This window comes from Terriglobales bacterium (assembly GCA_035561515.1).
GTDB lineage: Bacteria > Acidobacteriota > Terriglobia > Terriglobales > Acidobacteriaceae > DATMXP01.
This window is the reverse complement of sequence record DATMXP010000014.1, coordinates 101,232-127,781: the sequence shown is the minus strand read 5'-3', so window position 1 is coordinate 127,781 and position 26,550 is coordinate 101,232. Positions and strand designations below refer to the sequence as shown.

The window sequence follows — 26,550 nt, the reverse complement described above, 5'->3', positions numbered from 1 at the left end:
CTTTTCTTTAACGCAGTCGAGGAATGGTGCGGTAAAGTATCCGGCGTTCAACTCTGCTTTGGCGAGGTATTCATGCGGCTGTTTGCCCTTCTTTTCTTTTCAACCTGGCTGGTTTACGCACAAGCACAGACAGAGTCCGCTTGTCCTCAGGCCCCTGTTTTAACTAAATCCACTCGTGCGAACATCTTCACCGAGCAACAGGAGATTGATTTAGGCGATGTCGCGGCCGAATCCGTGACTCGCGACGTGCACATTATCGAAGACGAAGAACTCGTCGCGCCTCTGCGGCGTATTGGTGAGCGAGTGGTGCGGTACATGCCCGAAAGCCACCTGAAACATCAGTTCTTTCTCGTGGACGAATCGGAAGCCAATGCATACGCCCTGCCCGGCGGCCGCGTTTATGTAACCCGCAAGTTGATTGCGACGACTCGAAATGAAGACGAACTGGCAGGAGTGCTCGCTCACGAAGTCGGGCACCAGTTGAACCATGACACCGCTGTGCTCTTCACCAAGCTGCTCAAGGTATTTCTGAACGTCACCTCGCTCGGCAATCGGGACGACGTCGAAAACCGCTATCACGAACTGCTGGAAAGCTATCGCAAGAAGAGCGTGGACATCGACACCGACGAAGACAAGTCTCAGATCAATGCTGACCAGGTCTCCGTCTTCGCTGTGGCGCGTGCCGGTTATGACCCTCAAGCGGTTGTTACGTTTTGGGACCGCTTCACCGAGCGCAAAGGCAGGAAGGGAAGCTGGTTTTCAGATGTATTCGGCTCCACGGCACCCGAATCCAAACGGTTGCGCGAATTCGCCACCAATGCGAGTCAGGTGCCGGCAGGGTGCAAAGAAAAACGTGAAGCTTCAGCTGATTTTGATACTTGGAGAGCCGCCCTGCTCCGCTTCAACGGTTTCGGCAAGAAGCTTGCGCTGCCCAACATGCTTTCGAAGAAGGTCCTCGACCCGCCGTTACAGGGAGAACTGACACACTTCCGGTTCAGCCCCGACGGCAAGTTGATTCTTGCGCAGGACGATACCAGCATCTTCGTTCTACAACGCGAACCGCTGAAGGTCCTCTTCCGCATCGACGCCCCCGGCGCATTCCCAGCTCATTTCACCACCGATTCCAAAACAGTCGTGTTCCACAATGAAGCTCTTCGCGTTTACAAGTGGAGTGTAGCCGAGCAACGCGAGACAGACGTACACGATGTCTACGTTTTTCGTGGATGCCTCCGTAGTGCCATCTCTCCAGACGGGAACATCCTGGCCTGCTTCCGACCGGACCCGGATCAGTTCATTCCGGTGGGAATCCGGCTCATCAACGTTGACAAGGGTCAGGACGTTTTCGAGAAGAAGAATTTCATCGATGGATCTGTCGGCGATGGGCGAGCCTGGTCTATCTACAAATACCTGATCTTCGAAGGAGGGCCCGCGGTCACCCTTGAGTTCTCCTCGGACGGGCGCTACTTCCTGGCTGGAGTCGGCCCATTTCAGTTCGGTTACGATTTCAAGGACGAGCGCGAGCTAAACCTGCCCGGCAAATTGAAGACCATTATGGAAACGTCCTTCGGGTTCCTGGGACCGGACCGTGTTCTCGGTGTGGATGGCAAGGACGGCTACGACTCCAAGATCGTGACCATAAATGGTGAAGTCATCCAGTCCGGATTGCATATTGGGCCTCTTGCAATTGAGACTCCCACCTTCGGCGATTTCGTGATGATTCGCCCACTGCCTGAATCTCCGGTGGGCATCATGGACCTGAAGGAGAACAAGATTTTTCTGGCGAGCAAGACCAATGCAGTAGACGTGTATGACGGTACCTGGGTTAACGAGCGCGCCAACGGAGAAGTCGCACTGTACCGTCGCCCGCTTACCGCGCCTTTGGCAACGGTCACTTTGCCCAGGGCGCCTCTCGGCTACACTCGTGCGGTAATGTTCTCGCCTGATCTGAAGGTGCTTGCGCTCAGCGAAAAGACGCGAGGAAAGATCTGGGACCTGACCGGCAGTGGTGCTCTGAATCTTGCGCCGTTCAACGGCGCCTTCTTTGAGAGCAGCACCGCGCTCCTGAACTTCGCGCCGCCGAATCGCTATCGCAAACTCCTGATGCGCGGCACGAGCGAAAAGGACTTACGCAAACAGGAAGGAGACCAGCAGGGGAACACTGTAGCCTCTATTAACCTTGACCGTCCTGCCATAGTCCAAGTTGCAAGTCACAAGAAGCGCGAACGGGTGTTTCAGGTTGCCGGGACGTACGTCGTTATCCTGCCGAAAGATCCGGATGAACACCCGACGCGTGACGTGACGTTTGAAATTCACGATGTGCGTTCCGGGAAACTGCTCTGGACCCGCTTCTTCAAACGGATGCCGAACCTTGGCTGGAATCCTGGCGAAAATGTCCTGGTGCTCGCGTGGGATCTCACCGACAAGGGTGCGAAGGAAGAAATCAAACAAGATCCGGAGGCGGCGCGTCTGGCGGAAACTATTCTGCAGAAGGACGAAAGTTATTTCGTCGTCGCTCTGGATGTGCGCACTGGGACCCCAATGGCACGTTTCCCGATCGATACCGGCAGAGGTTCGTTCAAGATTTCCGACATGATCCCGACAGGCAAGTACCTCATGTTTCAGGATAGCCACCATCGAGTGTTGATCTACGACCTGAAGGGCCAGCGAATTGGACGGTACTTCGGAAGAGCGCCGGTCATCTGCACAAAGACAGACATTCTCGCGATCGAGCGTGAGCCCGGACGAGTGGTGCTGTTCGACTTGGCTGCCAAATCGAAGAAAGCCGAGCTTACCTTCGAGAGTCCCATCGAGTACGCCCAATTCTCCGATGACGGGGAGAGACTAGCTGTACTTACAGAGCGGCAGGAAGTCTACACGTTGAAAGTAAGTTCGGCGCAATCTGGAGTTTCAGGGAATTAGTGCGCAATCTGTACTCCCACCTTCCCGGCGGAGGGTGGGAGCGTACTTCGGGTCGGCTAAATGTCCCGCCAGTTCTTACCCGTCCCCGCATCCACCTGGAGCGGCACCCGCAAGGGCCACACCTGCTCCATGCGTTCGCACACCAGAGACATCATCACATCCACTTCCTCTTCGGGAACTTCGAACACCAGTTCGTCGTGAACTTGCAGCGTCATTCGCGACTTCAGCTTGCGCTCGCGGAGATCGGCATCCAGGCGAATCATCGCCAGCTTAATCAGGTCGGCGGCTGTGCCCTGCAGCGGCGTGTTCATCGCCGTGCGTTCGGCAAACCCGCGCAGGTTTGGATTGCGAGAATCGATATCCGGCAGTGGACGCATCCGCCCGAACATCGTCTTCACCATCTTGTTCTCGTGCGCCTCGACGACGATGTCGTCCAGCCACTTGCGGACGCCCGTGTACTTCGCGAAATACGCCTCAATGAACTGCCTCGCCTCTTTCTGGTCGATGCCGAGCGTCTGCGCCAGCCCAAATGGCGTTTGCCCGTACACGATGCCGAAGTTAACTGCCTTCGCCCGACGCCGATGTTCCGGCGTGACCTCGTCCGCGCCTATGCCAAACACACGCACCGCCGTTGAGGTATGAATATCTTCATTGTTCGCGAAGGATTCGATCAGTAGCGGATCTTCCGAGAAATGCGCCAGCAGCCTCAGTTCGATCTGCGAGTAGTCAGCCGACAGCAGCACATGTCCGGGCTCGGCGATGAACGCTGCGCGAATCTCGCGTCCAAGCTCGGTGCGAATCGGGATGTTCTGCAAATTCGGGTTCTTCGAAGACAATCGCCCGGTCGCCGTGTTCGTTTGATCGAAAGTCGTATGCAGACGCTGCGTGCAATGGTTGAGCATCAGCGGCAGTGCGTCGACGTAAGTAGATTTCAACTTCGATAACTGGCGGAACTCCAGCACCAGCCGCGGAACCTCATGCTCGGTCGCCAGTTCCTGCAAGACGTCAACGGCCGTCGAAATCGTCTTGCCCTTGCCATACTTCACTGGCTTCCGCAGGTTCATTTTGTTAAACAGCACGTCGCCCAGTTGCTTGGGCGAGTTGATGTTGAACCGCTGCCCCGATTTCTCGTAGATCTTCTCGGCAACAGCGTAGCAGTCTTTGTCGAGCCGAGCCGACATGTCTCGCAGGACATCGCAGTCGATCTTCACGCCAGCCTGTTCCATGCGCGCCAGCACCGGAACGAGCGGGAGGTCGATATCGTCGTAAACTTTGCGTAGACCTTTGCTTTCCACCTCATCGCGCAATAGGTTCGCCAGGCGTTGCGTAATGTCGGCCGATTCCGCCAACCCGCCGCTCAGCTTCACGTTGAAGCGCCGTAGCGCCACTTCCGGAAGCGTGTGGCTCGAATACGTCGGATCCAGCAGGTACGAATACAGCATGGTCTCGTCGCGGACACCATCGAGCTTCACCCCGCACTCGTCGAACCCATGGATCGCCGACTTGTAATCGTGGACGGCCTTCTCGACATTCGCATCAGCCAGCGAGCGCTTCAGCACCTTGCCGGCATCGCTGTCGTCCAGCGACACCACACTTGCCTTACCTGACGCCGCTGAGATGGCTACCTTCTGAAGCTTCGGCGAACTCGCTGGCGCCGCCGACAACATCAACTGTCCCTGTTGCTCCTGCCCTTCTTCCGCAGATTCCGCTTCCTCTTCAGATTGCGCGGGCACATCGAGTGCAACGGCCAGCACGCCATCTTTGCCCAGCGACTTCATGACTTTCTCAATATCTGCCGCCGACTTCGCCTCGCCATACTCGGTCTGGCTCTCATCCACGCCGGCCACCATATCCTTCAGCAGCGACGTGAACTCCAACTCGGTGAAGAGTTCACGAAGGACGTTCATATCCGGATCGCCTATCTTCATCGGCGCCGGGTCAAAGTCGATTGGAACATTGCAGTCGATGGTGGCCATCTCGCGGCTGAACTGAATGGTCTCCTTGTTATTCAGCAGCGACTCTCGATAAGTCTTCTTCTCCACCTGTTCCGCGTGCTCGAGCAGGTTGTCCAGTGAGCCGAACTTCTGGATGAGATCCACCGAACCTTTGTCGCCGATTCCCGGCGCTCCCGGAATGTTGTCGATGGAGTCGCCGCGCAGCGCCATCACGTCGATCACGCGCTCCGGCGGAACGCCCAGGATTTCCTCCACCTTCCGCGAATCGCAGATCAGGTTGTCCTTCGGCGGGTTCAGGACGCAGACCCGCTCGTTCACCAGTTGCAGCATGTCTTTGTCGCTCGACACCACGTACACGGGAAAGCCTTCGTCCGCAGCCTTCTTCGCCAGCGTCCCGATCACGTCATCTGCTTCGAAGCCTTCCATCTGCAGGATCGGAATCCGGTACGCCTCCAGCGCTCGCCGGATGTATGGGATTTGCTGCGCCAAGTCGGCTGGCATCTCCGAACGGTTTGCCTTGTAGCCCTTGTACTCGATCTCCTGGAATGTCTGGGTCTTGAGGTCGAACTTCTTTACCGCTGTTACTTCCTGCGCTTTCGTATCGCGGAACGTCGGGCCGGAGGTATCGAACACGGCTGCCACGTACTCGGGATGAAAATCCTCCCGCAGTTTGCGCAGCATGTTGATGAAGACATAGCTCGCGCTCGTGGGAATACCCGCCTTGGTGGACATGGAGCGCTGTCTCGACATCGCGTGATACGCCCGGAAGATCAACCCAAACGAGTCGATCAGGAACACACGTCCGAGTTTCTGAGTGTCTTCGGGGCCTTTCGCCACGTAAGTTGCAGCTTCCGCGGGCGCGGCACTTTCAGCAGTAGTTTTCTTCTTCGTAGCCAACCGGAAAAGTCTACCAGTTGGAACCGGACCCGCGCAGGATCAGTGTCCTGTAAAATGCCAGCGCAGGAAGGCGCTCATGATAAAGGTTGGTGTCGTCGGTTTCGGACTCGCGGGCAGAGTCTTTCACGCCCCATTCATTCAGCTCGTGGAAGGATTTCAGCTCGCGGCTATCATGCGTCGCAGCGGAGAGCCTGATCCTGCTTACAGCTCTGTCCATTTTGTTCGAACCGTGGACGAATTGCTCGCCGATAAAGACATCCAACTCGTCGTCGTCGCCACGCCCAACGACTCGCACTATTCCATCGCGTGCCAGTGCCTCGAGGCCGGACGCCATGTCGTCGTCGACAAGCCCTTCACGCCCACACTGAAGGAAGCCGAAGAACTGGTTGCGCTTGCGAAGAAGCAGCAACGCATCATCACTGTCTTCCAGAATCGCCGCTGGGATGGCGATTTCAAGACAGTGAAGAAGATCATCGCCGACGGCTCACTCGGGCGCATCGTCATCTTCGAAACGCACTTCGACCGCTTTCGTCCGAATCTCCGTGGCACGTGGCACGAAAAGCCTGTGCCCGGTATGGGCCTGCTTTTCGATCTTGCGCCGCATCTCATCGACCAGGCACTCGTGCTTTTCGGGACGCCTCAAGCTATCACTGCGGATCTCCGCAAAGAGCGGGATGGCAGCGTTGTTGACGATGCTTTCGACATCACCTTTCATTATCCGCGGCTGCGCGCATTGCTGCGTGCCTCTCCGGTTACCGCGGCGCCCGGTCCGCGCTACTGGATCTGCGGTACCACCGGCACATACACCAAGTACGGGCTCGATCCGCAGGAAGACGCGATGAAAGCGGGCGGCCACCCCACGCAACAAGGTTGGGGCACGGAACCAGAAGCCTCGTGGGGCAAACTTACCATCGCCGATGGAGTCAAAACCATCCCCACGGTTCCGGGGAACTATCGCGGCTACTACGAAAATGTTCGCGACGCCATACTCGGCAAAGCCAAAATCGCCGTCACGCCCGAGCAAGCTCTCAACGTGATGCGTGCGATGGAGCTCGCCATCGAAAGCAGCGCCCAACGCCGAACGCTCGACTGGCCTTCATAGGAGACATGAGGATGAAACTACTCGCAGCTCTTCTCGTGGTCATAAGCACCATTAGTTTTGCGGAAGAACTCAAGCGTCCCGCCATCACCGGCATTGCTCTTGTTCGCATCCTCGCCAAAGACGTAAACGCATCGCACAAGTTCTATACCGAACGGCTTCGCCTTCCTGAAGTTCCCTGCGTGATCAAGGACTGCCGTCAATACCAGGTCGGCAAAGACCAGTACGTTCAGGTCATCAAGGCTGACGGCCGCAACAATGGCATGGAAGTCATCGGCTTCAAGACCGCCGATGCAGAAGGACTTCGCCGCTATCTCGAGGTGAAGAAGATCAGTGTTCCGAAGACTGTGCAGAAGAACTCCGACGGAAGCCAGGAGTTCGAGATCACGGATGCCGAAGGGCACCGTGTTGTGTTTCTGCAGCCGGGCAAGCTCAGTGACAAACGGGGCGACATCTCCCATCGCATGATTCACGTTGGCTTTGTCGTCAACGACCGTGGAGTAATGGACCGCCTCTACCGCGAGATCCTCGGCTTCCGTCCTTACTGGTACGGCGGATGGACCGAGGACCATCCGATTTGGGTTTCGTCCCAGGTTCCGGAGGGCACCGACTGGATGGAGTACATGTTGGATGTAAAACCCAACGCCGATCACCACTTGCTGGGCATCATGAATCATTACTCGCTCGGCATCGCCGACATCAATGATGCAGCCAAGGGTCTCGCAAAATCAGGATGGGAGCCGACAAAAGCCGAGCATACGCAACTTGGACGCGACGGCAAACGTCAGCTCAATGTTTGGGATCCAGATGATGTTCGGATCGAGTTTATGGAATTCACTCCAGCAGAGAAGCCATGCTGCTCTGAATTCACGGGACCTCATCCAACGGCCGATTAGTTTTCGGTCCGCTTCACCGTTGCAGTGATCTTCCCGTCTGCGACCTGTGCGCTGATGTCCTGTCCGGGTTGGACCTGCGCGGCATTCTTCACCAGCTTGCCTTCGGCATCGAAGACCAAAGCATAGCCACGCTCCAGGATGTTCGTAGGAGAAAGCGCCTTCAGTTGCGCAGTCAAATGCTCCAGTGTCGCCCTCCGGCGAGCCAGCAGGTTGCGCACCGCTGACGTCATTCCCGACGCATGCGTATCGAGTTGCTTATGGAAGTAGTTCAGCCGCAGACGCAGGTCCAGATGGCGCAGACGCGTGGATGCCACATCGAGGCGCCGCATCCGGGCAAGAATCAACTTTCTCTCTGCCTGGGCCAGGCGATACCTAAGCTCATCCACCCGCTGATCGCGCCGGCGAATCGCCTCGCGCATACTGGCAAACGCCCCGTGTTGAGCCAGTTGCGTCAGTCGCAGTCGAAGCTGCTGCAGTTGATATTGCGCACCTCGCGCCAGCCTTCGCCTAAGTGTCGCGACCTGCTCTTCCAGCAGGCGTTTCGATTCAATCACCAACTCCGCAGCCGCTGAAGGAGTTGGCGCGCGCATGTCGGCAACAAAGTCTGCGATCGTAAAGTCGGTCTCATGGCCGACGGCGGAAATCACCGGAATCTCCGACGCGGCAATCGTCCGTGCCAGGCCTTCGTCGTTGAAGGCCATCAAATCTTCAAGCGACCCTCCGCCCCGCGCCAGCACAATGACATCCACGTTCTTTGCCCGGTTGAAGTACTTCACACCTGTCGCAACTTCCAGGGCTGCCGCATCTCCCTGCACTTGCGCCGGGTAAATCAATATACCGACATCTTCATGCCGACGGCGCAGGATGTTGAGCATGTCCTGCAATGCGGCTCCGCGAGGGGAAGTTACAATGCCGATCCTTCTCGGAAGGCGCGGAATCGCTTTCTTTCTCGAGCGATCGAAGAGTCCTTCCGCCGCGAGTTTCGCCTTCAGTTGCTCGAACGCGATCTGCAGTGCGCCCGCACCTTTCGGCTCGAGGTAATCGGCGGAAAGCTGAAGTTCCCCGCGCTGATCGTAGACCGTCACGCGACCGCGAGCGATCACCTGCAATCCGTTCTCCGGCTTGAAGCGAAGAAGTCGGGCCTGCGTACGCCAGATCACCACCCGCAACTGCGAGGCATCATCTTTCAGAGTGAAATACAGGTGGCCCGACTCTGCCGAGCGGTAATTGGAAATCTCTCCCTCCACCCACACGTCGGTATACTCGCGCTCCAACTGCGTGCGGATCGCCGAGACCAGGTCACGCACGGTAAAGATGCGTCGCATCGGCTGAAAGGTGAAGTCGAGTTGTTCGCCCAGGGACACTAAGCCCCAGTTTACTTGATGGAATGCCTCAACGATTCATTCGGTAGGAAATCAAAAAGGCGCGCTGGGGGAGCGCGCCTTGGTCACAGTGACAGGAGGTTAGTTCTTGTCGTCGTGAATGTCGTCGTCGAAGTCGATAGTGATTCGCTGGTCTTCCAGGTCCTTCATCGCCTTACTCATCGCCTTGCGTGCCTCTTCCATCTGCTTCTGGACCTCTTTCTGACTCTTCTCCAGCGACTTTCTCAGGTCCTTCTGCAGTTCCATCTGGAACTTCTTGTCGTTCAGCTTCTTGTTGAGCTCCGTCCGGACCTTTTCCCAGTCTTCACGCCAATGCGGATTCAGGTCGGCAATGACGACGTTATCCCCGTCCAAATCGAACCCGTCTTTCAGAGACCGATTGCCGCGACGCTCCGGCATGGCTAGTGTGAAAGTTGATTCGCGCTTCTCACGAATCACCGTGACTGGGACCTTGCCTGCCTGCTGCTGGCGCATGATCTGGTTCCAGTCCGCCATATTCTCCACCGGTTCGCTGCCAACGCGGATGATCACATCTCCTGCTTTAAAGCCGGCCGATTCCGCTGGACTGTTCTTCTCCACCGAACGGACCAGCACGCCTTTGCCTTCTTTCGCTCCGAAGAATTCACCCAGTTGACGCGTCAGGTTTTCGACCATTAACCCATTCCGGCGCGAATACTGGAGCATCGCGAAGGAAGGAACTTCGATCTCGGGCATCGGAGGAATGTCGATCTTCGGAATCCGGATCATTTCGCCCGACCACATGCTGGTTCTCGATGCCAGTTCGACGGGCACGTTCATCTGCTGGCCATCGCGGCTGATTCCCAGGCTCACTTTCGTTCCCGGGGCCGTGTCGCGGATCATCTGCCGGAGTTGCACCACGTCCTCAACCCTCTTGCCGTTGAAACTCAGGACGACGTCGTGCTCCTTTAATCCTGCTTTTCCGGCCGGAGCGTCGGAATCTACCATCACGATCTCGACGCCCTTGTCGCTCTTTAACTTCAGTGCGCCCGTCCGTTCAGGCGTCACGTCTTTGGTGTCAACACCGAGATACGAACCCCGGTTGACACTGTGTGGCGCTCTCGGCGCTCGGGGTGCCCGTGGCGCGCGAGGGGCTCTCGGTGGCTTCACATCCGGAGTCTGTGGCACTTCGGGAGTGGCCGCAGTCGGCGGCGTTGGTGGTGTCGGCGGCGTCGATTGGGCGACCGCTAATGCCGAGATTACGATAACAGTTACGAAAATTAGGCTCGCTTTACGCATGACCTTGTTCCTGATTTGAAGTAGCCCCTTACTGTCTTGCTCTGCGGATGTAGATATTTCCGATCGTCGTCCGCACCTTGAGCAGCGGTCCTCCGCCGTTCAAGCCGCCTTCCGCGTACACCGTCTTTGGGCCCCAATCGCCGCCCTCGGTGGTGACCTTTAACTCGGGGAAGTCCGAGGAAATCTTGTGTCCGAATGCCGTCTGGATCACGGCCTTTACGTTCAGCTTTGCCTGCGGAGAAACGTAGACCACCACGTCGCCCGCAGAAGTTTCCAGCAACGAATATCCCTGTGCGTTAGACGGAGTACCTGAGAATTCGGCAGTAATCGAACCTGCTCCCGTCGAAGCCTTCGCTCCCTGCATAAGCTTGTAGAGCTCAAGGTTTCCGCCGCCCGTACTTACCTTGACCGGCCCCGTCGCGCCAGCTAACCGAATCGATCCCCCGCCCGTCTCCATCGTTACTGGACCATTGATCGTTCCCAGGTCGATAGTACCGCCGCCGGTTTCCACGCTGGTCTCACCATTGCAGCTCTGCACATCTACTGACCCGCCGCCGGTCTCGACCGCAACCGCCGAAGCCTTACCGACCCATACTTTTCCGCCGCCACTACTGGCCGCCACGCGGCCCTTGGCGGAGACGACCTTGATATTGCCGCCGCCAGTGGTGAGCTTCAGCTCTCCATTCGAGCGGCCGACTTCAATCGAACCACCGCCCGTCTCAGCGATCGCGAATCCGCCGATGTCGTCCAGTTGCACCGATCCGCCGCCCGTCTCAGCTTCCACTCTCCCGCCGATCCCGCGAACGTTGATGCTCCCACCGTCGCTGCTCAACTTCACCAGCGCCAGGTCACGCGGAACTACGAGGCTGAACTCAGCGTTGAACCTGCGGACGCGTCCACCTTCAACACTCCCCTGGAATACCGCGAAATCGGCGCGCTTCGAAGCCGACACCTGGAACTGCTGGAACGCCTGGCGAGCATCCTGTTCCGATGTCACATAAGAGCGCTTCTTGATGGTGTATCGAACTTCCGCCCCGCTCCCGCCGTTGACGTTGACCGAGCCAAGCTCAGTGACGACTTTCAGATTCCTTGCATGCGGCAATGTACCGGTGATCTCCTCCACCCACGCATTGCCTTCGCGGTACACCCGCGAGTTTTGCGCCAGCATGGGCAGGGTGATCATCACCGCCATCACCAACACCGTCGCGATTTGTAGTCTGCGTTTCAACTTCGTTTCTCCTGACTCGCCCCGAGTCGGCCTACTCTAAAATGGCTGTCCCGTATCAATAAATTTGCGGCAAAGTTGCCAACATCGCCCGCGACTGCCGCCGTATCGCCTGGTCTTTGTCTTTCTCCGACAAGAACTGCAACGTCATCCGTACCGTGCTGTCGCCCTTCACCGGCTGCAACATCTGGAGCGCCAGCGAGCGAACCCCTGGATTCGTGTCGTGCAGCAACGCTTCCACCATCGCGTTGCGGATCACCTGGTCGTCCTTCACATACGGTCCCAGTGCTTCCAACGTCTTCAAACGAACGCCTGGATTCGAATCAAACCGCAGCGATGCAATCAACGCCTCGCGAATCTTGCTGTCCTCCGGCTGCTGCGTCAGCGCGCTGATCGAGTTCAGCCGGATACCCGAGTTGTTGTTATTCCGTGCGGCGTAGAGAAGCAGTTGCTGGATTCGCTGATCGTTGATGTTGCCTTCCACGGTCTGCGGCTGAAGCGTGTCGTACTTGATGGAAACTTTGTTAGTCGTCGGATCCTGCTGGATTTCACGAATGCCCGCAATCGACATCGCGGTCGGCTGTTCCTGCACCGGAGCATTAACGCCACCACCGCCAACTCCCGGCCTGTGCGCCATCTTCCACGTGACTGCTCCGCCGCCGACAAACCCGACCATCAGGATCACCGCCGCCAGTGCCGGCGAAAACTTCATCTGGCCCAGCATCGCAAACGGGTCATAGAACCAGCGCTTCCATCCGCGCTCCTGCTCTGCGATTTCCAACTGTTCCTGCAGACGCATACGTGCGGACGCCAGCAAGCTCGCCGAAGGCTCCAGCACCGGTGCCGCATCCATGGCAGCTCGCAAGCCGTTCAGCGCCTTCACTTCGTTCGCGCAATCGGCGCAGCGGTTCACATGCTGCTCGAACTCGAAGCGCAAATCGTCGCTTAGTTCGTCATAGGCGTACAGGAACGTGTTTTCTTTGACCCATTGACAGTTCATACTTCCCTACCTCATCTCCGCCAGAGCGAGCCGCAGCTTTTGCGTGGCCCGGAACAACGTGTTCTTCGCTGTCTCTTCCGTCGTGCTCAACATCTCGCCGATGGTTCGCAGCTTTAATCCCTGGTAGTGCTTCAACTCAAAAACCATGCGCTCTCTTTCGGTCAGTCTTGTGAGCGCCTTCCCGATCTTGCGTCCCAGCTCTTTGCGCATCAGGTCGTGCTCGGGATTGTGTGCGGCGCGATCGTCGGATACCTGGTCCAGCAGGCTGTACTCCTCGCCATCGCCGTCGCTCACAATTGCCGAATCCTCCTTGCGCACCTGCCTCTTGCGCAGGTGGTCGAGACAAAGATTCGTAACAATCCTGTATAGCCACGTGTAGAACGAACACTCGAACCGGAAATTGCCGACGCTCTTGTAAGCCTTCAGGAACGCTTCCTGGTATATGTCCTGGGCGTCATCCGGCGATCCCGTCAGGTGCAACGCCAGTCGCAACACTGCCGAGTCGTATTGCCGGATCAATTCCTCGAATGCGCGATGGTTTCCCTTCTGCGCCTCTCGGATCAGGTTCGTGTCGTCTACGCGACCTTGTGTCTGCCCTGCCATTCGCCCCCGACTTGGTGAAGCCGCATCACTGCGCTCCATTCTCTTCGCGCCGCCAACCGCAAACGACCATGTCATTGACTCGGCCGGCATCTTGCGTTCACCTGTCTTCTGTCGTTCCCTCTGCTGGATTCGGGCCGCTCGCCAGAGCCACTAGCTCTCTGGCTTGCAACGACTTAGACGGGCTGGCAGTCGAAGGGTGAGCAATTATAGGACCCGCCGCTCTGGGACGAAAATTCAAAAACCTGTGATCAAATGTAAGCAGTTGAAAAGGTAGGACTTACCCGATTCCCGGATTGGAACTCCCAAAATTCCCGCAAAATTAAAGGGCACGGTTTCATCCGTGCCCTGAGCGCCATCGATACTTCCGACGCCCCAACCCCGTTCTAAGCCTGGCGTGTTAGCCGGGCGATCTGTTGTACCCAGGGGGAGGCGATCTCGTTCAGCGTCGCCATGCCGATATCGGCGACAGCCATGTTCAAAGTCGAAATTCCCGCTACTACCGCAATCACCGCGCTCGCCAGCGTCCATGCAGTCCGTGCGCCGTGGCCTACCAAGGCCACCCGGCTCGCCATCTGCTGTATCGCTGCTGAAATCGCGGTGTTCATCTTTGTTCTCGCACCTCATCTGATGCGCCAACTCATAATGGAGTTACATCATTCAACTCACAACAGTACAGAGGTAATCTGGGGTACTCAGGTAACACAAAATCCTGTCACTTTGGACCCGTGTGACAGCATGGTTGACCGGAATGCGAGGAATGCCTGAATCTATTCACGTACTCATTTCGACAGGAGACTGTATGACCACACCCACCCGTAAGAGCGAAATCCGGCGTCGCTGGGCGCGCGCCCGCAAAATCAGTACACTGCGCCGGCACTACAAAGCCGCAAAGAACGAAGGCGACAAGCGTGCTGTTCTCGAAAAACTCCAGCGCCTGGTTCCTCCGATGTCTTCGGAAGACTTCCTCCGCCCGCTGCAGAAGTAGCAACCTCGTCGGGCCAAAACAAAATGGCAGCCATTTCGGCTGCCACGTTTGTTCTGCTGAACCGCTTTTATTACAACGTCGACGTTTCCGTTCCCGTCGGACGCGTTTCGCCGATGCTGCTGCCGGTCATGCGATCCGTTGCGCTACGAATGGCGCTGACGCCACGCTGCATACGGTCGCGGCCCTGTTCCACCGTGTCGCGGGCCGAATCGGCCAGATCACTCGCAGTTTCCGAAAGACGGCTGCGCGTTTCCTCGCCGCTCATCGGAGCGAACAGCACACCCAGGCCAACGCCGATGCCCAGACCCATCAAGAACGACTTCATACTGCCTCCTTGGACTTGGGGATTGCCGAGGAGCGGCCTCGTGTCGCAAAGAGGACTGCCCACCTCAGACAAGCTTTACCCTACGCAAGGAGAGATGCGCAGCCACAGCCAAAGTTTGCCGACTCGCGCGCGGTGCAGTTCCGGATTCTCAGATCCCGCTGCTGCATTGCTACACTAACCGGATGATCGCCGGCTTCGCTACGCCCGAAGGCACCTCTCGTTTTCGCTCCCGATTCACAGATCTCGCCAACGCGGGCTTTTACCGACATGCTCCCGGTGTCCCAGCGGCCGGAGATCTTTGGCTCTCCTCGATCGGCATCGGAACCTATCTCGGTGATCCCACGGCCGAAGCCGATGTTGCCTACACAGCAGCTCTACTCGCGGCGATAGGATCCGGCATCAACGTACTAGACACTGCCATCAATTACCGTCATCAGCGCTCCGAGAGAAATCTCGGAGAAGCCCTTCGCCAGGCGGTCGCCGCCGGAACCGTTTCGCGGGATGAAGTGCTCGTCTGCACGAAGGCCGGCTATCTGCCCTTTGACACCGACATGCCCCGCGACGCCGTCTCCTACTTGCGGCGCGAATACATCGAGAGCGGCCTCGCGCCCGCCGGGGAAATCGTCGGCGGATCTCACTGCATGAATCCGCGCTACCTTTCCGACCAGATCGAGCGCAGTCGCCGCAACCTCGGCCTGCAGACTCTCGATGTCTTTTACGTCCACAACCCTGAATCACAACTCAGCCACGTGTCGCGCGAGCTGTTCTACTCGCGCCTTCGTACGGCTTTCGAAATGCTCGAGCGCGCTGTCTCCGACAATCGCATCCGCTACTATGGCGCCGCTACCTGGAACGGCTTTCGTGCCAATCCGGCTGATCGCTCGCATCTCTCCGTCGAGCACTTCGTACAAATCGCGACGCAGGTGGCTGGCAAGGACCATCACTTCCGCTTCGTGCAGTTGCCTTTCAACCTGGCAATGCTTGAGGCCTATGCTTACGCAAACCAGTCGCGTGACGGCGCCAACGCATCCTTGCTGACGCACGCTCCAGAGTTCGGAGTAGCAGTTGTCGGCAGCGGGACGCTGCATCAGGGAAATCTCACCTCGGGATTACCGGAGCAGTTGAAGCAAATTCTTGGCTCTGACACCGACTCCGAAGCCGCGATCCAGTTCGCGCGCTCCGCTACCAACCTGACTACGTCACTTGTCGGGATGGGCAGCAAACGCCATGTGGAAACGAATCTCCAGGTCGCAAGCAAACCGCTGATGCCGCGAGAGGGTTGGGAAGCATTGTTTGCACGAAACTGAGGGAAACGGCTGGTGCTTAGTGCGCTTCGCCGTCACCCGGACGGAAGTCTGGAGTATCCACTTTGCGCGCCACTGGGTTGGCAGCTTTCTCGGGCTTCGGCGCCTCCGGGAACTGCTCGTTCTCATGACCTTGGATAGCCACTTTCATGAATTCGACCCACGCCGGCAAAGCTGCCTGTGCGCCAGTCTCTTTTTCGCCAAGCGATCTCTTTTCGTCGAACCCGATCCACACCCCGCAGGTGATCGACGGAGAAAACCCTACGAACCATGCGTCGGTGTAATCGTTTGTCGTTCCCGTCTTCCCCGCCAGTGGATGGTTGAGCTTCGAAGCCTGGAATCCGGTCCCATGTAGTACCACTTCGCGCAACATTGCGGTTAGTGTGCGAGCAGTATTCACCGAAATCACATCTTTCGCTTCGGGGTAATTCTGTTCCAGCACGCGCCCGTTATAGTCTTCAACCTTGCGGATGTAGCGGGGTACTACGCGGACACCATCGTTGGGAAATGCCGTGAACGCGCTCACCTGCTCCGTCAGCGTCAGGTCGGCTGATCCGAGCGCAACCGGCAACACCGGCGGAATCTGTGATGTGATACCGAACTTGCGTGCGTAATCGATGACAGTCTTGATGCCGACCTTCGCGGCAGTTTTTACCGCCGGAACGTTGCGTGACTGCGCTAGCGCCCGCCGCAATGTAATGTTGCCTTCGAACTTGCCGTCGTAGTTTCTCGGTGACCACGCGCCCGACGCGGTCGCGAATGTCACCGGCGCATCCAGGATGACGTCGTCGGGAGTCGCTCCGTCCTGTTCGACGGCAGCCGCGTAAACAAACGGCTTAAACGACGATCCGACCTGACGATACGCCTGCGTAGCACGGTTGAACTTCGACAGATCGAAGTTGCGTCCTCCCACGAGCGCCTTTACGTCACCGGTTGCGTTGTCCAGTGCCAGCAGCGCTCCTTGCGCTCCGGAATCTTGTTCCAGTGTCGCCTTCGCCTGCCCCTCCGATGAGAGCGACGTCACCTTTAGATACACCACGTCGCCTTTCGACAGGATCTCCTCGTAACCCTTGCGCTTCGTCCATGCCATGTCCGCAAGCGTCAGCGTCGAGGTGTATACCCCGAAACGCACGTGAACCTGGTCCGGAGCAACGTCTGTCACCAAGCCATGTACGTAAGTGCCGACGCGGATTGGTTTGTCCCAATCCGGATGGTCGTACTTCGCCAGATCAACTCCCTCTGCAATTGCATTGGGAAGAACGCCCTTCCACCCGTGACGCCGCTCGTAAGCTGCGAGCGCATCGAGCACCGCCTGGTTCGCTGCCATCTGCAAGCCGGTATTCAGTGACGTGTACACCCGCAGACCTCGCTCGTGTACTTCGTCAGTACCGTACTTGCGTTCGAGGTAGCGGCGAATCTCCTCCACGAAATACGGTGCCAGCCAATTTGGATCGCTCTGGATGCGCAGTCGCACCGGAGAATTCTTCGCGCGGGCAGCTTCCGCGGCGGTGATCTTCCCATCTTCCAGCATGGCGTTGATCACCAGGTTGCGACGCCGCAGTGCGCGCTCGGGATTGTTAATCGGCGAAAATGCGCTGGGCCCTTTGGGAAGGCCTGCGAGTAATGCCGCCTCCTCGAGCGTCAGATCCTTAGCGTGCTTGCTGAAGTAGTACTGTGCACCGGCCTCGAAGCCGTAAACGCCGTGACCAAGAAAGATCTGGTTGGCATAGAGGGTAAAGATCTGCGCTTTCGTAAAACGCCGCTCGATCTGCATCGACAGCAGAATCTCGTTCAGCTTTCGGTGGAAACTGCGCTCCGGCGAAAGGTACAAGTTGCGCGCCAACTGCATGGTGATTGTCGACGCCCCTTGCACTCGCGCTCCCGCTGTCAGGTCGTAGTACGCAGCACCAATGCCGCGCCACAGGTTGATGCCCCAGTGACGATAAAAGTCTTTGTCTTCAATCGAGAGAATGGCTTCGCGCAGGACCTTCGGAAAGTCGTCGTAGCTCACGACCACGCGCCGTTGCAGCGCGAACGATCCAATGACTTTGCCCTGATCGTCGTAAAGTTCTGTAACCGAACTCGGACGGTACCGTTCCAGTTCCGACACTTCCGGCAAGTCGGTGGTGTAGACCAGCAACACGCCCGCCGTAGCGCCGACTACCGCTGCCGCAATCACCAGGATGGAAAATGCGAGAACGCTGAGCCAACGCCGGCGTCGGATGACCATCGGCGGAGGTGGTTCTGCTGCTAGGATCGACATCGTCTCTCTGGAAACTGGCTCAGAGCAGGTTCAGAATAGCACGCTGTAGACGGCATGGCGGCGAGGCGTTCCTTCTAGGTAAAAAGCAAAATCGCGGGCACTTGGCCCGCGATCTCAAGTGAACTGCTTATATCAGGCGGCTTTCTTCTCTTTGTTTTGAAGAACCTGGATCGCCCGCTGCAATTGCTGGTCGTTCTCCAGAGTGCGAACCTTCTTCTGTTCAGGTTCCGGAGTCGATTCCGGTGCGTCCTCATCGGGGAGCACGAAGTCGTCGTCGTTCTCCGCGACGGTAATGTTCGGCGTCACCGCGGTATCCTGAATCGCTTTGCCATTCGGCGTGTAGTACTTTGCGATCGACAGGATCAGCGCCGATCCGTCAGGAACATTGATTACCTTCTGAATCGATCCGATTCCGAATGTCTTGTCGCCAACCACATCGGCGCGTGCATTTTCCAGGAGCGCCGCGGCGACCACTTCCGCTGGGCCACCCGTCCCACGGTTCACCAGCACAACTACCGGTAACGTGGTGATGGCTTTCTTCGGATCGGCTGTGAACGTTTCACGCGGATACTTCTGCCCCTGCAGGTAGGTGATGGTTCCATGATCGAGGAACAGGTTCGCCGCTGCGATGCCCTCGTTCATGTCGCCGTCGGACGTATCCCGCAGATCGAGAATCAGTTTCTTCGCGCCCTGCGAAGTCGCTCCCTTGATCTTTTCCGCAATCTGCTGCGATTCGCCTTTAGGAAGCGCGTCGACCTTGATGTATCCGATGTTCTCCTGCAGCATCTTCTCGCTTGCCGGTGGATACTTCACTAGGTCGCGAGTGATAGTGACCTTCAACGGCTCGGCGCGACGAGCACGCACGATCGAAACATTGAGGTTCGATCCCACCTGTCCGGCTAGCAGCCCCTGGATCTCCGCCAGAGACATCTCGCGGGTACTGCGGCCCTCGATTGCTTCAATGATGTCTCCGGTCTCTACGCCCGACTTCGCCGCGGCGCTTCCGGGCAGCACGGAAACGACAGCCGCATAGCCGAAGCGTTTCGAGATCGTGGCGCCGATGTTGCCCTTGCCCTCGTTCTGGCGTTCCTTGAGCTTCTTGTATTCCTCTGGCGTCAGGTAGCTGGAATTGGCATCGAGAGACTCCAGCAATCCGTGCAGCGCGCCATCGGTCACCTGCGGAATGTTTGGCTCTTCCACGTACTCCGTCCGGATACGCGAAAGAACTTCGCTGAACACGCCAAGCTGGCGGTAAGCGCCGTCATTGGACGCAGCGCTGACGCGAAGCCCGCCGATTACGATGAAAGCCACAACTGCTACGGAAGAGAGAAGGAGTACCGCTTTGAGAGTCTTAGACATGAGCTACTGATGACCAGGCCTGCCGGGCAAACTGTTGCTACATTATAGCCGGATTTCACCGGCTACCCTGCCAGGCATAATCTTTGGACGCTAGCTGCGGGAAAAGGTTTCCGGAAAATCGATTGCCAGCCAACAACTTACCCCTTTATCCCAGCGGACTGCGGCTGACTTCCTCCTCCATTTCGCTGGGAATGACCGTTCCGGCGTCCCGGAACAGGTACCGGAGCGCCACAGGGGCCACAATCGTGGTTACGGCGGTCATAAAGATGACCACCGCGTAGGCCTGCTGGGAGATAACGTTCATCTGCAACCCAATCAGTGCAACGATGAGGGCGACCTCGCCGCGGGGCGTCATGCCGACACCAACCTGGAGGGCTTGCCTCCAGCCGTTTCGCCTCAGGATTGGCAGTCCACAACCCACAACCTTGGAGACCAATGCCAGGAATGAGATGACCACCGCGATGATCAGCACTTCCCTGGTGAACAGGTTCACATCCAACCGCGAGCCCATGACGAAGAAGAAGAAGGGGGCAAGGAACTCGTTGATGCCGTGGGCGCGCGGGCTGATCTTCCATTCGTGGTCGTAATCGGCGAACACCAAACCGGCGAAGAAGGCGCCGATGATAGCGGCCATGCCGATCTTGGTGGAGAGCACCGACAGGCCGAGGCAGATGGCCAAGGCGAGGATCAGCGGCGCGTCGTGGGTGCTCATCCGCTGCAGGCCGGGACGCATGCGGCGCACGATGCGGGGGCCGATGAAGATCATGAAGATCGCGAAGCCGATAGACTCCGCGACCAGCACGATGATGTGCAGCCACTGGAATTCCGCGCCTGTGGCCATGCCGGTGACGATGGTCAGCAAGACCATGCCAAGGATGTCGTCGAACACGGCCGCGCCGAGGATGATGCGGGCAACATGCGTGTGCAGGACGTGCATGTCGCTCATGACGCGGGCGGTGATTCCGACGCTGGTGGCGACCATAGCGGCAGCGACGAATACGGCTTCGTGTCGCGGTTCGCCAATGGCGGCGAGGTATCCGAAGCCGAGGACGAAGGGGACGGCGATTCCGGCAAGGGCTACGTTGAGGGCTTCGCGGCCGACCTTAATAAGGTCGGATGGGCGCGTCTCGAGTCCGACGGTAAAGAGCAGGAAAATGGCGCCGATTTCGGCGATGGAGACGACGGTTTCGCTGGGCTGGACAAGTCCGGCGAGATGCGGACCGAGTATGACTCCGGCGAGGATTTCGCCCAGAACTCCGGGAAGTGAGATCTGCTCAAAGATCTCACCAAAGACCTTCGCCCAAACAAAGATGGCAAAGAGTTCCAGCAGGAAAATGTCAGCAGTGTGAGGCATCTTACGGTCGAACTAGAGGACTAAGGGGCAATCTTTATTTGTACTCCAACAACCTTAGGTGAGACCACGAAATTCCAAAGCTCCTGCTGCTGCAGCAGCTTGCGGCGAAGTTGGTCCGGGCGTATAAACCAACTGGTTAATTAAAAGTGACGAAGGCCGGCGAAAAAATCGCAAGGACAAAGGGCCGGGGGGACCCGGCGAAGACGCGCGCTGTGATTTTGAAGGCGGCGCTGGAGGAGTTTGCCACGGAGGGGGTGGCCGGGGCGCGGACGGATGCAATCGCCCGGGCGGCGGGGGTGAATAAGGCGCTCCTCTACTACTACTTCCGGAGCAAGGAATCTCTCTACGGGGCGGTGATGGACTCGATCCTGGAGGGGCTCCGGGACACCCTGCTGGAGTCGCTGGCGGGTGAGAGGCCTCCGCGGGAGAAATTGGCCCGCTACGTGGAGGCGCACTTCGATTACGTGGCGCGGTCGGCGCATCTACCGCGGCTGATCCAGTACGAGTTCATGCGGTCGGGCCGGAAGAAGTCTCCGCACCTGAGGCGCTTTGCCCAGAACTACTTCGTCCCGATCTGGGCCAAACTGATCGAGACGGTGGAGACCGGCATCGCGTCGGGTGAGTTCCGGCAGATGGACGTGCCGGGATTCCTGGTGTGCATGGTTGGATCGATCGTGAACTACTTCAACACGATTCCGTTTGCGCTGGCGATGGACCAACCCAATCCGCTGGGGAAGGAAGCGCTGGCGGCACAGAAGGCGGCAACCCTGGACTTCGTTGCGCATGCAGTGGCGAACACCCAGAATCGAGAATCGGGCAATTTGTAATCGGGTGATCTGAGAACCCGTTACGGCAACGGCTTTCGTCTGACCACAAGATGTTGTATTCGGCCAAAGTTCCCCGTCAGGTACCCCCCACCCCCTCCCAGGTCACAAAACAAAGCACTTGCACGACGGACTATGAAAACAAAGCACTTATAAGTCACTGATTTTGCAGCTAGTTACATTATCAATTTGATAACAAAGAACTTAGCTGTGGGTACAAGATGTTGTGTTCTGCTCACTGCTTATAGCTATTAGCTATTGGCTCTCAGTCGGCAATTCATTACCTACATTTTCAGAATAGCAATTTGGGCGGGGGCATCATGCCAAGGTTCTGAAATTTATTTTGCGAGTGTTTTCAAGATGTTGCGGGGAAAAGGGCGCGGTGACCCCCTTGACACGCTCCGGAGCAGGCAGTGCCGAAACAGAACAAAAAAGATAACCACAGAGACGCAGAGGCACAGAGAGTTGAATGGGAAAGAGTTCGGTGTGAACGCCGGCGGTAGTCCCGGTCATTGGTGTCACCGGTCAGGCGTCGAAGAACCCACCGGGAAGGGAGTGCGGTGGTCTCCCACCCTTCGGCTTCGCTCAGGGCAGGCCCTTAACGTCCCAAACAGCGGGACGTGAAGGTGGGGCACGTAAGCTGTGTAACTGGTCCGTTACGTGGGCCACCAGTCCGGAGGACGGAGGGCTAGAGCTCTTTGAATCCATACAACTTCCAAATCCCGTTGTCTTTGTGGAACTCGAAAGTGAAAATCGAACTTCCCTTTTGGAAAACGACACTTGTCGTATATGTAGCTGACCAGTTGTTCAGTGAACCTTCAGTTTTTACAGAGTATCCCTCGATTTCAAAGGACTTAAGCATCCCATAGTGGTCGGTTAGCGATTCCATTATCCGAAGGTAATCTTCAAAGGGTACAGCCGCCTTGAAATCTGAACCTGCCAAGGAATACGCTAGGTGGTTGTCTCCAATGGTGACTGCATGCATGTAAGACTCAAAGGCGTGGAGCGCTTCCTTGCGTTCATATCTGATTTTCGTCACCGCAAGAATTGCCACAACGCAGAGAAGAGTTCCCACAGCGATAAGCAGTGTCTTGGCTGACCTAATCACGCTCTTATTCACAATAAATCCCTATCTGGTACAGATTTCTGCATTTCTTGAACAAGATATTGGCCAAATAGATTCAAACTCTCTCTGGTGCTACTTAAAGCCCTTCCGAGCTGACTGAAGTTGATTTTGACTCCAATCCCAATCATTCCCTGGAGAGTCGCTCCGACTTTTACGTCTTTGTTCCCAGCGAGCGTCAGGCTCTTGTCCACATTTCCGTCGTGGTTAATACTGACCGACCCTTGGACCGGACCGATCCGACCGTTAGCGCTTGCCTCAACCTTCGCACCGTCAACGGTTGATAGTTCAGCTCCTGCCTTGATCTTGCCTTCCACCGGTCCCGATTGAGCTCCGAATTCAAAAAGCTTCGCAACATCCTTTGCCTCTGCGTTACCTCCTCCGAGTCCTGACTTCAGTTCTACTCCAACTCGCAGAGCTTCGACCTTGTACTCCACCGTTCCGGCTTGTGCTGAAGCTTTCACACCTACGCCAGCGTCAACTTCAACTTCAACTACATTCAGGAAATCTTTTATAAGCCCATCTTCATGCCTGTCTATATCCGGCAACCAGACGGGGTTGTTCCGGACATATGAATACAAATTAAGAGTTCTCGGATCACTCTGGTCCAAGTACGGCACTGTTTTTGGAGTCTCGGCCCAGTCAGGGCTCGTCCACCGTCCCACTGTGTTTCCGTAGTATCGGGCCCCGAAGTAGTCGAGTCCGGTTTCAGAGTCACGTTCTTTGCCGGTGAACTGGTACGTATAACGCGGTGAGACGTCGTACCTGTACCTCGAAATCACTCGATCGCCGAAGTCAACGTTAGTTGCATGATTCTGCGATCGTCATCGATCGTGCCACGGAGCGTCGTACCGTCAGACCACTCTACCTCGAATGATGATGTTCGCCCGTTCGGGTAACGAGATACGACACGCATCGCACGGCCGAATTTCCTTGAGGCGCTTGTACCGTTGGAACCGAGGACCAGCACGCAAGTCCCGGTTTCTCCAGAACGCTTGCCTGAAACCGTTACGGAATAAACTGGCGACTCTTCTCTGTCGACGAAATACGAACCGGCTGATACCTTTGTGTCTCCGACCAACCATTCGTAATCAATGTTCCCTCGATCTGAGTAGCCCTTTGCAAGTTCCTTTCGGGTAGATTTAGGTTCACCAAATCGCGCTCGCAGCCGGTCAAACGTATCGCGGCCGAGCCTTATTCCGGCGCAGCTAGTTGGAGCTCTCCCGGCCATCTGCTGAGGAGCATGATCCCCCGCCAATCGCGCTGGGGAAAGAACGACGCAAAGGGCTACAATCATCAGAACGTATTTTCTTCGTACTACGACGCGCATCAAGGTTTCACCTCCTCATTCTTTTTTAGCGTTCTGTTGTTCACTACAACGGTATATGTCAGGGGGTCGTCTTTGGCTGTGGTTTTAATCTGCTTCATTGCGTCTTCTGTCATCCGTATACATCCCTGGGTTGCATGCTCCGGACCCTTTCGTTTCAGCCCATCCGGCTTGTTTTCTCGGCCTGCATGTACGCCGACACCCTGATGCTTGTTGAGATTCCCTTTCGCATCCTTGTCTGGACCACTGAAGTCCTTCACCCGGAATATGCCAACCGTGCCGTACTCGCCATCTTTCGAGTCTTTTGCAGCATCATGCGTATGTGGAGCTTTGGTGTCCTGCATGTCATAGGTTCCATCCGGCAATCCGTTCTTTAGGCCCGAGTGACTGTCGACGTTGTTGGCAGCGTCCCAGTGACCCACTTGCTTGTTGTCTTTGTCGTACAGAGTGATTGTCTTCTCTTCACCGTCGAAAACAAGTGAGGAATGACCATCAGGATCAATGAACTTCAAAGGGTTGTTGTAACCGTAGGCATATTTGTTCAGTGATTGAGGATTGCCGATGTCCGCGTATGGAAGGGGCCCGGGCGGCGTGGGATCGCCGCCGAACACGCTGACCGGTCCGCCTGCAAACTCATCAGGACTGACGAACCTCCCCACGTTTGACCCGTAGTATCTGGCCCCGGAGTAGTCGAGGCCGGTTTCGGCATCACGTTCTTTGCCGGTGAACTGTGACACGCAACACAGCGGAACGTCGTACGAGTATCCGCTCATGCCGCTCGGCTTCGTAGTAGCACCAGAAACACGTAGCTCAATGCCAAAGTTATCAAGAAATACAGAGAGAGGTTGTGAGCAAGTGTGCCTCCGCACCTCTGAAACACCAGCACGATTGTGAGTAGTCCAGCGAATGCGACTCCTGTTTTCGCTAGAGAGACATGCCCTTGAGAAGTTCGCAGGCTTGCCAGCCGCGTTCCCAGACCCGCTAGTGCTCCGGCACCGAGGATAATCGATGCCGGATAGGCAACCGTGTTAGTCGCGGCCAGGAGTCGCGAATCTGGAGACAATAGCTCGTTTCCTGCCGCCCAACATACGACTGCGATGACGGCTAGCACGAATAATAGAAGGAGTTTCTTAGTTTCCATCCTTCTTCTCCTTCTGCTTGTTTTGAATTGCGGACGTTGACTGTGAAGCTGCGTTACCGGCTGCGGTCGCGGCGGTATTTATCTTGATCTGCACCTCAGCCACCGGTCGAAGTCCAGTCGTAGTCTTAACAGCATCGTATGCACTCGGATTACTGAGATTCTGTACAGTGTTTTGTCCAGCAGGCGTCACAACCGTAGATGAAACCAATGCCTTGGCCACCGCAGTACCGACGGCACCACTGACTGCACCTGCGACTGCGTCCTTGCTGATCTGCTTGCCGTCCATGGCGTGATGGTTCGGATCTCCGCTGGTAGCTCGCTGTACCATACCGCCTACGACGTTTGCTGCTCCCCCCTTCAAGGCATTGCCAATGAGTGATGTACCAAGCGTTGCCCCCGCTAGAGCTCCCGACCCTGCCCCTCCAAGGGCGGCTGAAGCGACTTTTTCGGTGTCAATTTTGGCTATGCTGTGTCCATTGCTTTTCCATTGAGAATAGAAACTAACGCCTGCACCAACAGCACCGCCTATCGCGCCACCAATCACAGACGTACAAACCGGCCAGCAATGTCCGTCTGCGTCTGCCCGCGCAACTGGGTTGTTTCCCACGTACTGATATAAGTTGAGGGTTTGAGGGTTATTGAATTCGGCGAAGGGTACCGGCTCAGGCTTTTCGGCCCAATCAGCAGATAGATACCTCCCGATATTACTTCCGTAGTATCTGGCCCCGAAGTAGTCGAGTCCGGTTTCAGAGTCACGTTCTTTGCCGGGAGAACGTGATCGTCTGTTGTTCTAAATGTCATACCCGACGCTGACTACGCACCCATTGCTTTTCAGCCGTACAACGGCAACACCCCCATGAGTGGTCTTCGGTATCTTCTTAGTCCGAAAGCCCCGAACGATCCACTCATCGTCATCTCGCCGGGCTTCGTACCTCTTCAATGCCCGGAACTCCGAATTTCCAAATTCGCTGCGAATGACAACTTGAGCAAACTGAATTGCGGTTTGTTCGTCGCGAATAGTAAATGGTTCCGACGCTTTCTGATCTGCAGCAAGACAACTAAACGCTGGTCCAGAAAGCATGGCGACGGCCAAAATACCAAAGAGTATCAATGTTTTCATTGTTGGTCTGGCTCCCAGGAATTTGATTTGGAATTCCACTTCTCGACTCTTCCGCCATCGCTTCCATCTCACATGAGTTAATCGATGGAACAGAGAAATATCCGTTCCCGACTGCCAGTGATTTTGCTCTCACGCTAGCGTGCTGTCCATTCCGATTCGATCTCGAGTAGCCCCATGTCGGTACCTTGAACT

22 protein-coding genes are annotated in these 26,550 nt (G+C 56.8%); 6 read left to right on the top strand and 16 right to left on the bottom strand.

Annotated elements, in window-relative coordinates; genetic code table 11:
• Positions 1 to 72 precede the first annotated feature (72 nt).
• Positions 73 to 2,919, top strand: a complete 2,847-nt coding sequence (locus VN577_05690) for a M48 family metalloprotease (GenBank protein HWR14297.1) — start codon at positions 73 to 75, stop codon at positions 2,917 to 2,919.
• Between the two features lie 56 nt (positions 2,920 to 2,975).
• On the opposite strand, the gene polA is transcribed toward VN577_05690, so the two are convergent.
• Positions 2,976 to 5,771, bottom strand: coding sequence for a DNA polymerase I (polA, locus tag VN577_05685; protein HWR14296.1), 2,796 nt, complete (start codon positions 5,769 to 5,771; stop codon positions 2,976 to 2,978).
• Positions 5,772 to 5,847: 76 nt separating this feature from the next.
• Here polA and VN577_05680 point away from each other — a divergent pair, with 76 nt between their 5' ends.
• Both VN577_05680 and VN577_05675 read left to right on the top strand, forming a co-directional pair.
• Positions 5,848 to 6,873 (top strand): oxidoreductase, encoded by a 1,026-nt coding sequence (locus VN577_05680; GenBank protein HWR14295.1) that lies wholly within the window; start codon positions 5,848 to 5,850, stop codon positions 6,871 to 6,873.
• A gap of 11 nt (positions 6,874 to 6,884) precedes the next feature.
• Positions 6,885 to 7,766, top strand: coding sequence for a VOC family protein (locus VN577_05675; protein HWR14294.1), 882 nt, complete (start codon positions 6,885 to 6,887; stop codon positions 7,764 to 7,766).
• On the opposite strand, the gene xseA is transcribed toward VN577_05675, so the two are convergent.
• The 6 genes from xseA to VN577_05645 all read right to left on the bottom strand — a co-directional run bounded on the left by xseA (position 7,763) and on the right by VN577_05645 (position 13,838).
• A complete protein-coding gene (xseA, locus tag VN577_05670; protein ID HWR14293.1) occupies positions 7,763 to 9,130 on the bottom strand; it encodes an exodeoxyribonuclease VII large subunit in 1,368 nt (455 codons plus the stop codon). The two genes, VN577_05675 and xseA, sit on opposite strands and share 4 nt — an antisense overlap.
• Before the next feature lie 99 nt (positions 9,131 to 9,229).
• Complete coding sequence (locus VN577_05665) at positions 9,230 to 10,405, bottom strand: PDZ domain-containing protein (protein HWR14292.1); 1,176 nt, start codon at positions 10,403 to 10,405, stop codon at positions 9,230 to 9,232.
• A 28-nt stretch (positions 10,406 to 10,433) separates the two neighbouring features.
• The gene (locus VN577_05660) at positions 10,434 to 11,633 is read right to left on the bottom strand and encodes a hypothetical protein (GenBank protein ID HWR14291.1); all 1,200 of its coding nucleotides are present in this window, start codon (positions 11,631 to 11,633) and stop codon (positions 10,434 to 10,436) included.
• Between the two features lie 55 nt (positions 11,634 to 11,688).
• Positions 11,689 to 12,630 carry a HEAT repeat domain-containing protein gene (locus VN577_05655; protein HWR14290.1) on the bottom strand — a complete coding sequence of 314 codons (942 nt, stop codon included), beginning with the start codon at positions 12,628 to 12,630 and terminating at the stop codon, positions 11,689 to 11,691.
• Between the two features lie 6 nt (positions 12,631 to 12,636).
• Positions 12,637 to 13,323, bottom strand: a complete 687-nt coding sequence (locus VN577_05650) for a sigma-70 family RNA polymerase sigma factor (protein ID HWR14289.1) — start codon at positions 13,321 to 13,323, stop codon at positions 12,637 to 12,639.
• Between the two features lie 293 nt (positions 13,324 to 13,616).
• Positions 13,617 to 13,838, bottom strand: coding sequence for a hypothetical protein (locus tag VN577_05645; GenBank protein HWR14288.1), 222 nt, complete (start codon positions 13,836 to 13,838; stop codon positions 13,617 to 13,619).
• Positions 13,839 to 14,032: 194 nt separating this feature from the next.
• Between VN577_05645 and VN577_05640 the strand changes: the two genes are divergently transcribed.
• Positions 14,033 to 14,218: a DUF6800 family protein gene (locus VN577_05640; protein HWR14287.1), complete on the top strand. Its 186-nt coding sequence runs from the start codon at positions 14,033 to 14,035 to the stop codon at positions 14,216 to 14,218.
• Between the two features lie 70 nt (positions 14,219 to 14,288).
• Here VN577_05640 and VN577_05635 read toward each other — a convergent pair whose 3' ends face one another.
• Positions 14,289 to 14,543 carry a YtxH domain-containing protein gene (locus VN577_05635; protein HWR14286.1) on the bottom strand — a complete coding sequence of 85 codons (255 nt, stop codon included), beginning with the start codon at positions 14,541 to 14,543 and terminating at the stop codon, positions 14,289 to 14,291.
• A 182-nt stretch (positions 14,544 to 14,725) separates the two neighbouring features.
• Between VN577_05635 and VN577_05630 the strand changes: the two genes are divergently transcribed.
• On the top strand, positions 14,726 to 15,850 hold the full coding sequence (locus VN577_05630; GenBank protein ID HWR14285.1) for an aldo/keto reductase: 1,125 nt from the start codon (positions 14,726 to 14,728) through the stop codon (positions 15,848 to 15,850).
• Positions 15,851 to 15,866: 16 nt separating this feature from the next.
• Here VN577_05630 and VN577_05625 read toward each other — a convergent pair whose 3' ends face one another.
• The 3 genes from VN577_05625 to VN577_05615 all read right to left on the bottom strand — a co-directional run bounded on the left by VN577_05625 (position 15,867) and on the right by VN577_05615 (position 20,823).
• Entirely contained in the window at positions 15,867 to 18,110 is a 2,244-nt protein-coding gene (locus VN577_05625) for a PBP1A family penicillin-binding protein (protein ID HWR14284.1), read from the bottom strand.
• A 132-nt stretch (positions 18,111 to 18,242) separates the two neighbouring features.
• Positions 18,243 to 19,469 (bottom strand): S41 family peptidase, encoded by a 1,227-nt coding sequence (locus VN577_05620; GenBank protein HWR14283.1) that lies wholly within the window; start codon positions 19,467 to 19,469, stop codon positions 18,243 to 18,245.
• 145 nt (positions 19,470 to 19,614) lie between these two features.
• Positions 19,615 to 20,823 (bottom strand): cation:proton antiporter, encoded by a 1,209-nt coding sequence (locus tag VN577_05615; GenBank protein HWR14282.1) that lies wholly within the window; start codon positions 20,821 to 20,823, stop codon positions 19,615 to 19,617.
• A 212-nt stretch (positions 20,824 to 21,035) separates the two neighbouring features.
• Between VN577_05615 and VN577_05610 the strand changes: the two genes are divergently transcribed.
• Entirely contained in the window at positions 21,036 to 21,650 is a 615-nt protein-coding gene (locus tag VN577_05610) for a TetR/AcrR family transcriptional regulator (GenBank protein HWR14281.1), read from the top strand.
• Between the two features lie 685 nt (positions 21,651 to 22,335).
• Here VN577_05610 and VN577_05605 read toward each other — a convergent pair.
• The 5 genes from VN577_05605 to VN577_05585 all read right to left on the bottom strand — a co-directional run bounded on the left by VN577_05605 (position 22,336) and on the right by VN577_05585 (position 26,397).
• Positions 22,336 to 22,767: a hypothetical protein gene (locus VN577_05605; GenBank protein HWR14280.1), complete on the bottom strand. Its 432-nt coding sequence runs from the start codon at positions 22,765 to 22,767 to the stop codon at positions 22,336 to 22,338.
• Positions 22,764 to 23,552 (bottom strand): RHS repeat-associated core domain-containing protein, encoded by a 789-nt coding sequence (locus tag VN577_05600; GenBank protein ID HWR14279.1) that lies wholly within the window; start codon positions 23,550 to 23,552, stop codon positions 22,764 to 22,766. The genes VN577_05605 and VN577_05600 overlap by 4 nt, the downstream gene beginning before the upstream one ends.
• Before the next feature lie 547 nt (positions 23,553 to 24,099).
• Positions 24,100 to 24,870, bottom strand: a complete 771-nt coding sequence (locus tag VN577_05595) for an RHS repeat-associated core domain-containing protein (protein HWR14278.1) — start codon at positions 24,868 to 24,870, stop codon at positions 24,100 to 24,102.
• 357 nt (positions 24,871 to 25,227) lie between these two features.
• Complete coding sequence (locus VN577_05590) at positions 25,228 to 25,566, bottom strand: hypothetical protein (protein ID HWR14277.1); 339 nt, start codon at positions 25,564 to 25,566, stop codon at positions 25,228 to 25,230.
• 462 nt (positions 25,567 to 26,028) lie between these two features.
• Positions 26,029 to 26,397 carry an NTF2 fold immunity protein gene (locus VN577_05585; GenBank protein HWR14276.1) on the bottom strand — a complete coding sequence of 123 codons (369 nt, stop codon included), beginning with the start codon at positions 26,395 to 26,397 and terminating at the stop codon, positions 26,029 to 26,031.
• Between the last annotated feature and the right edge of the window lie 153 nt (positions 26,398 to 26,550).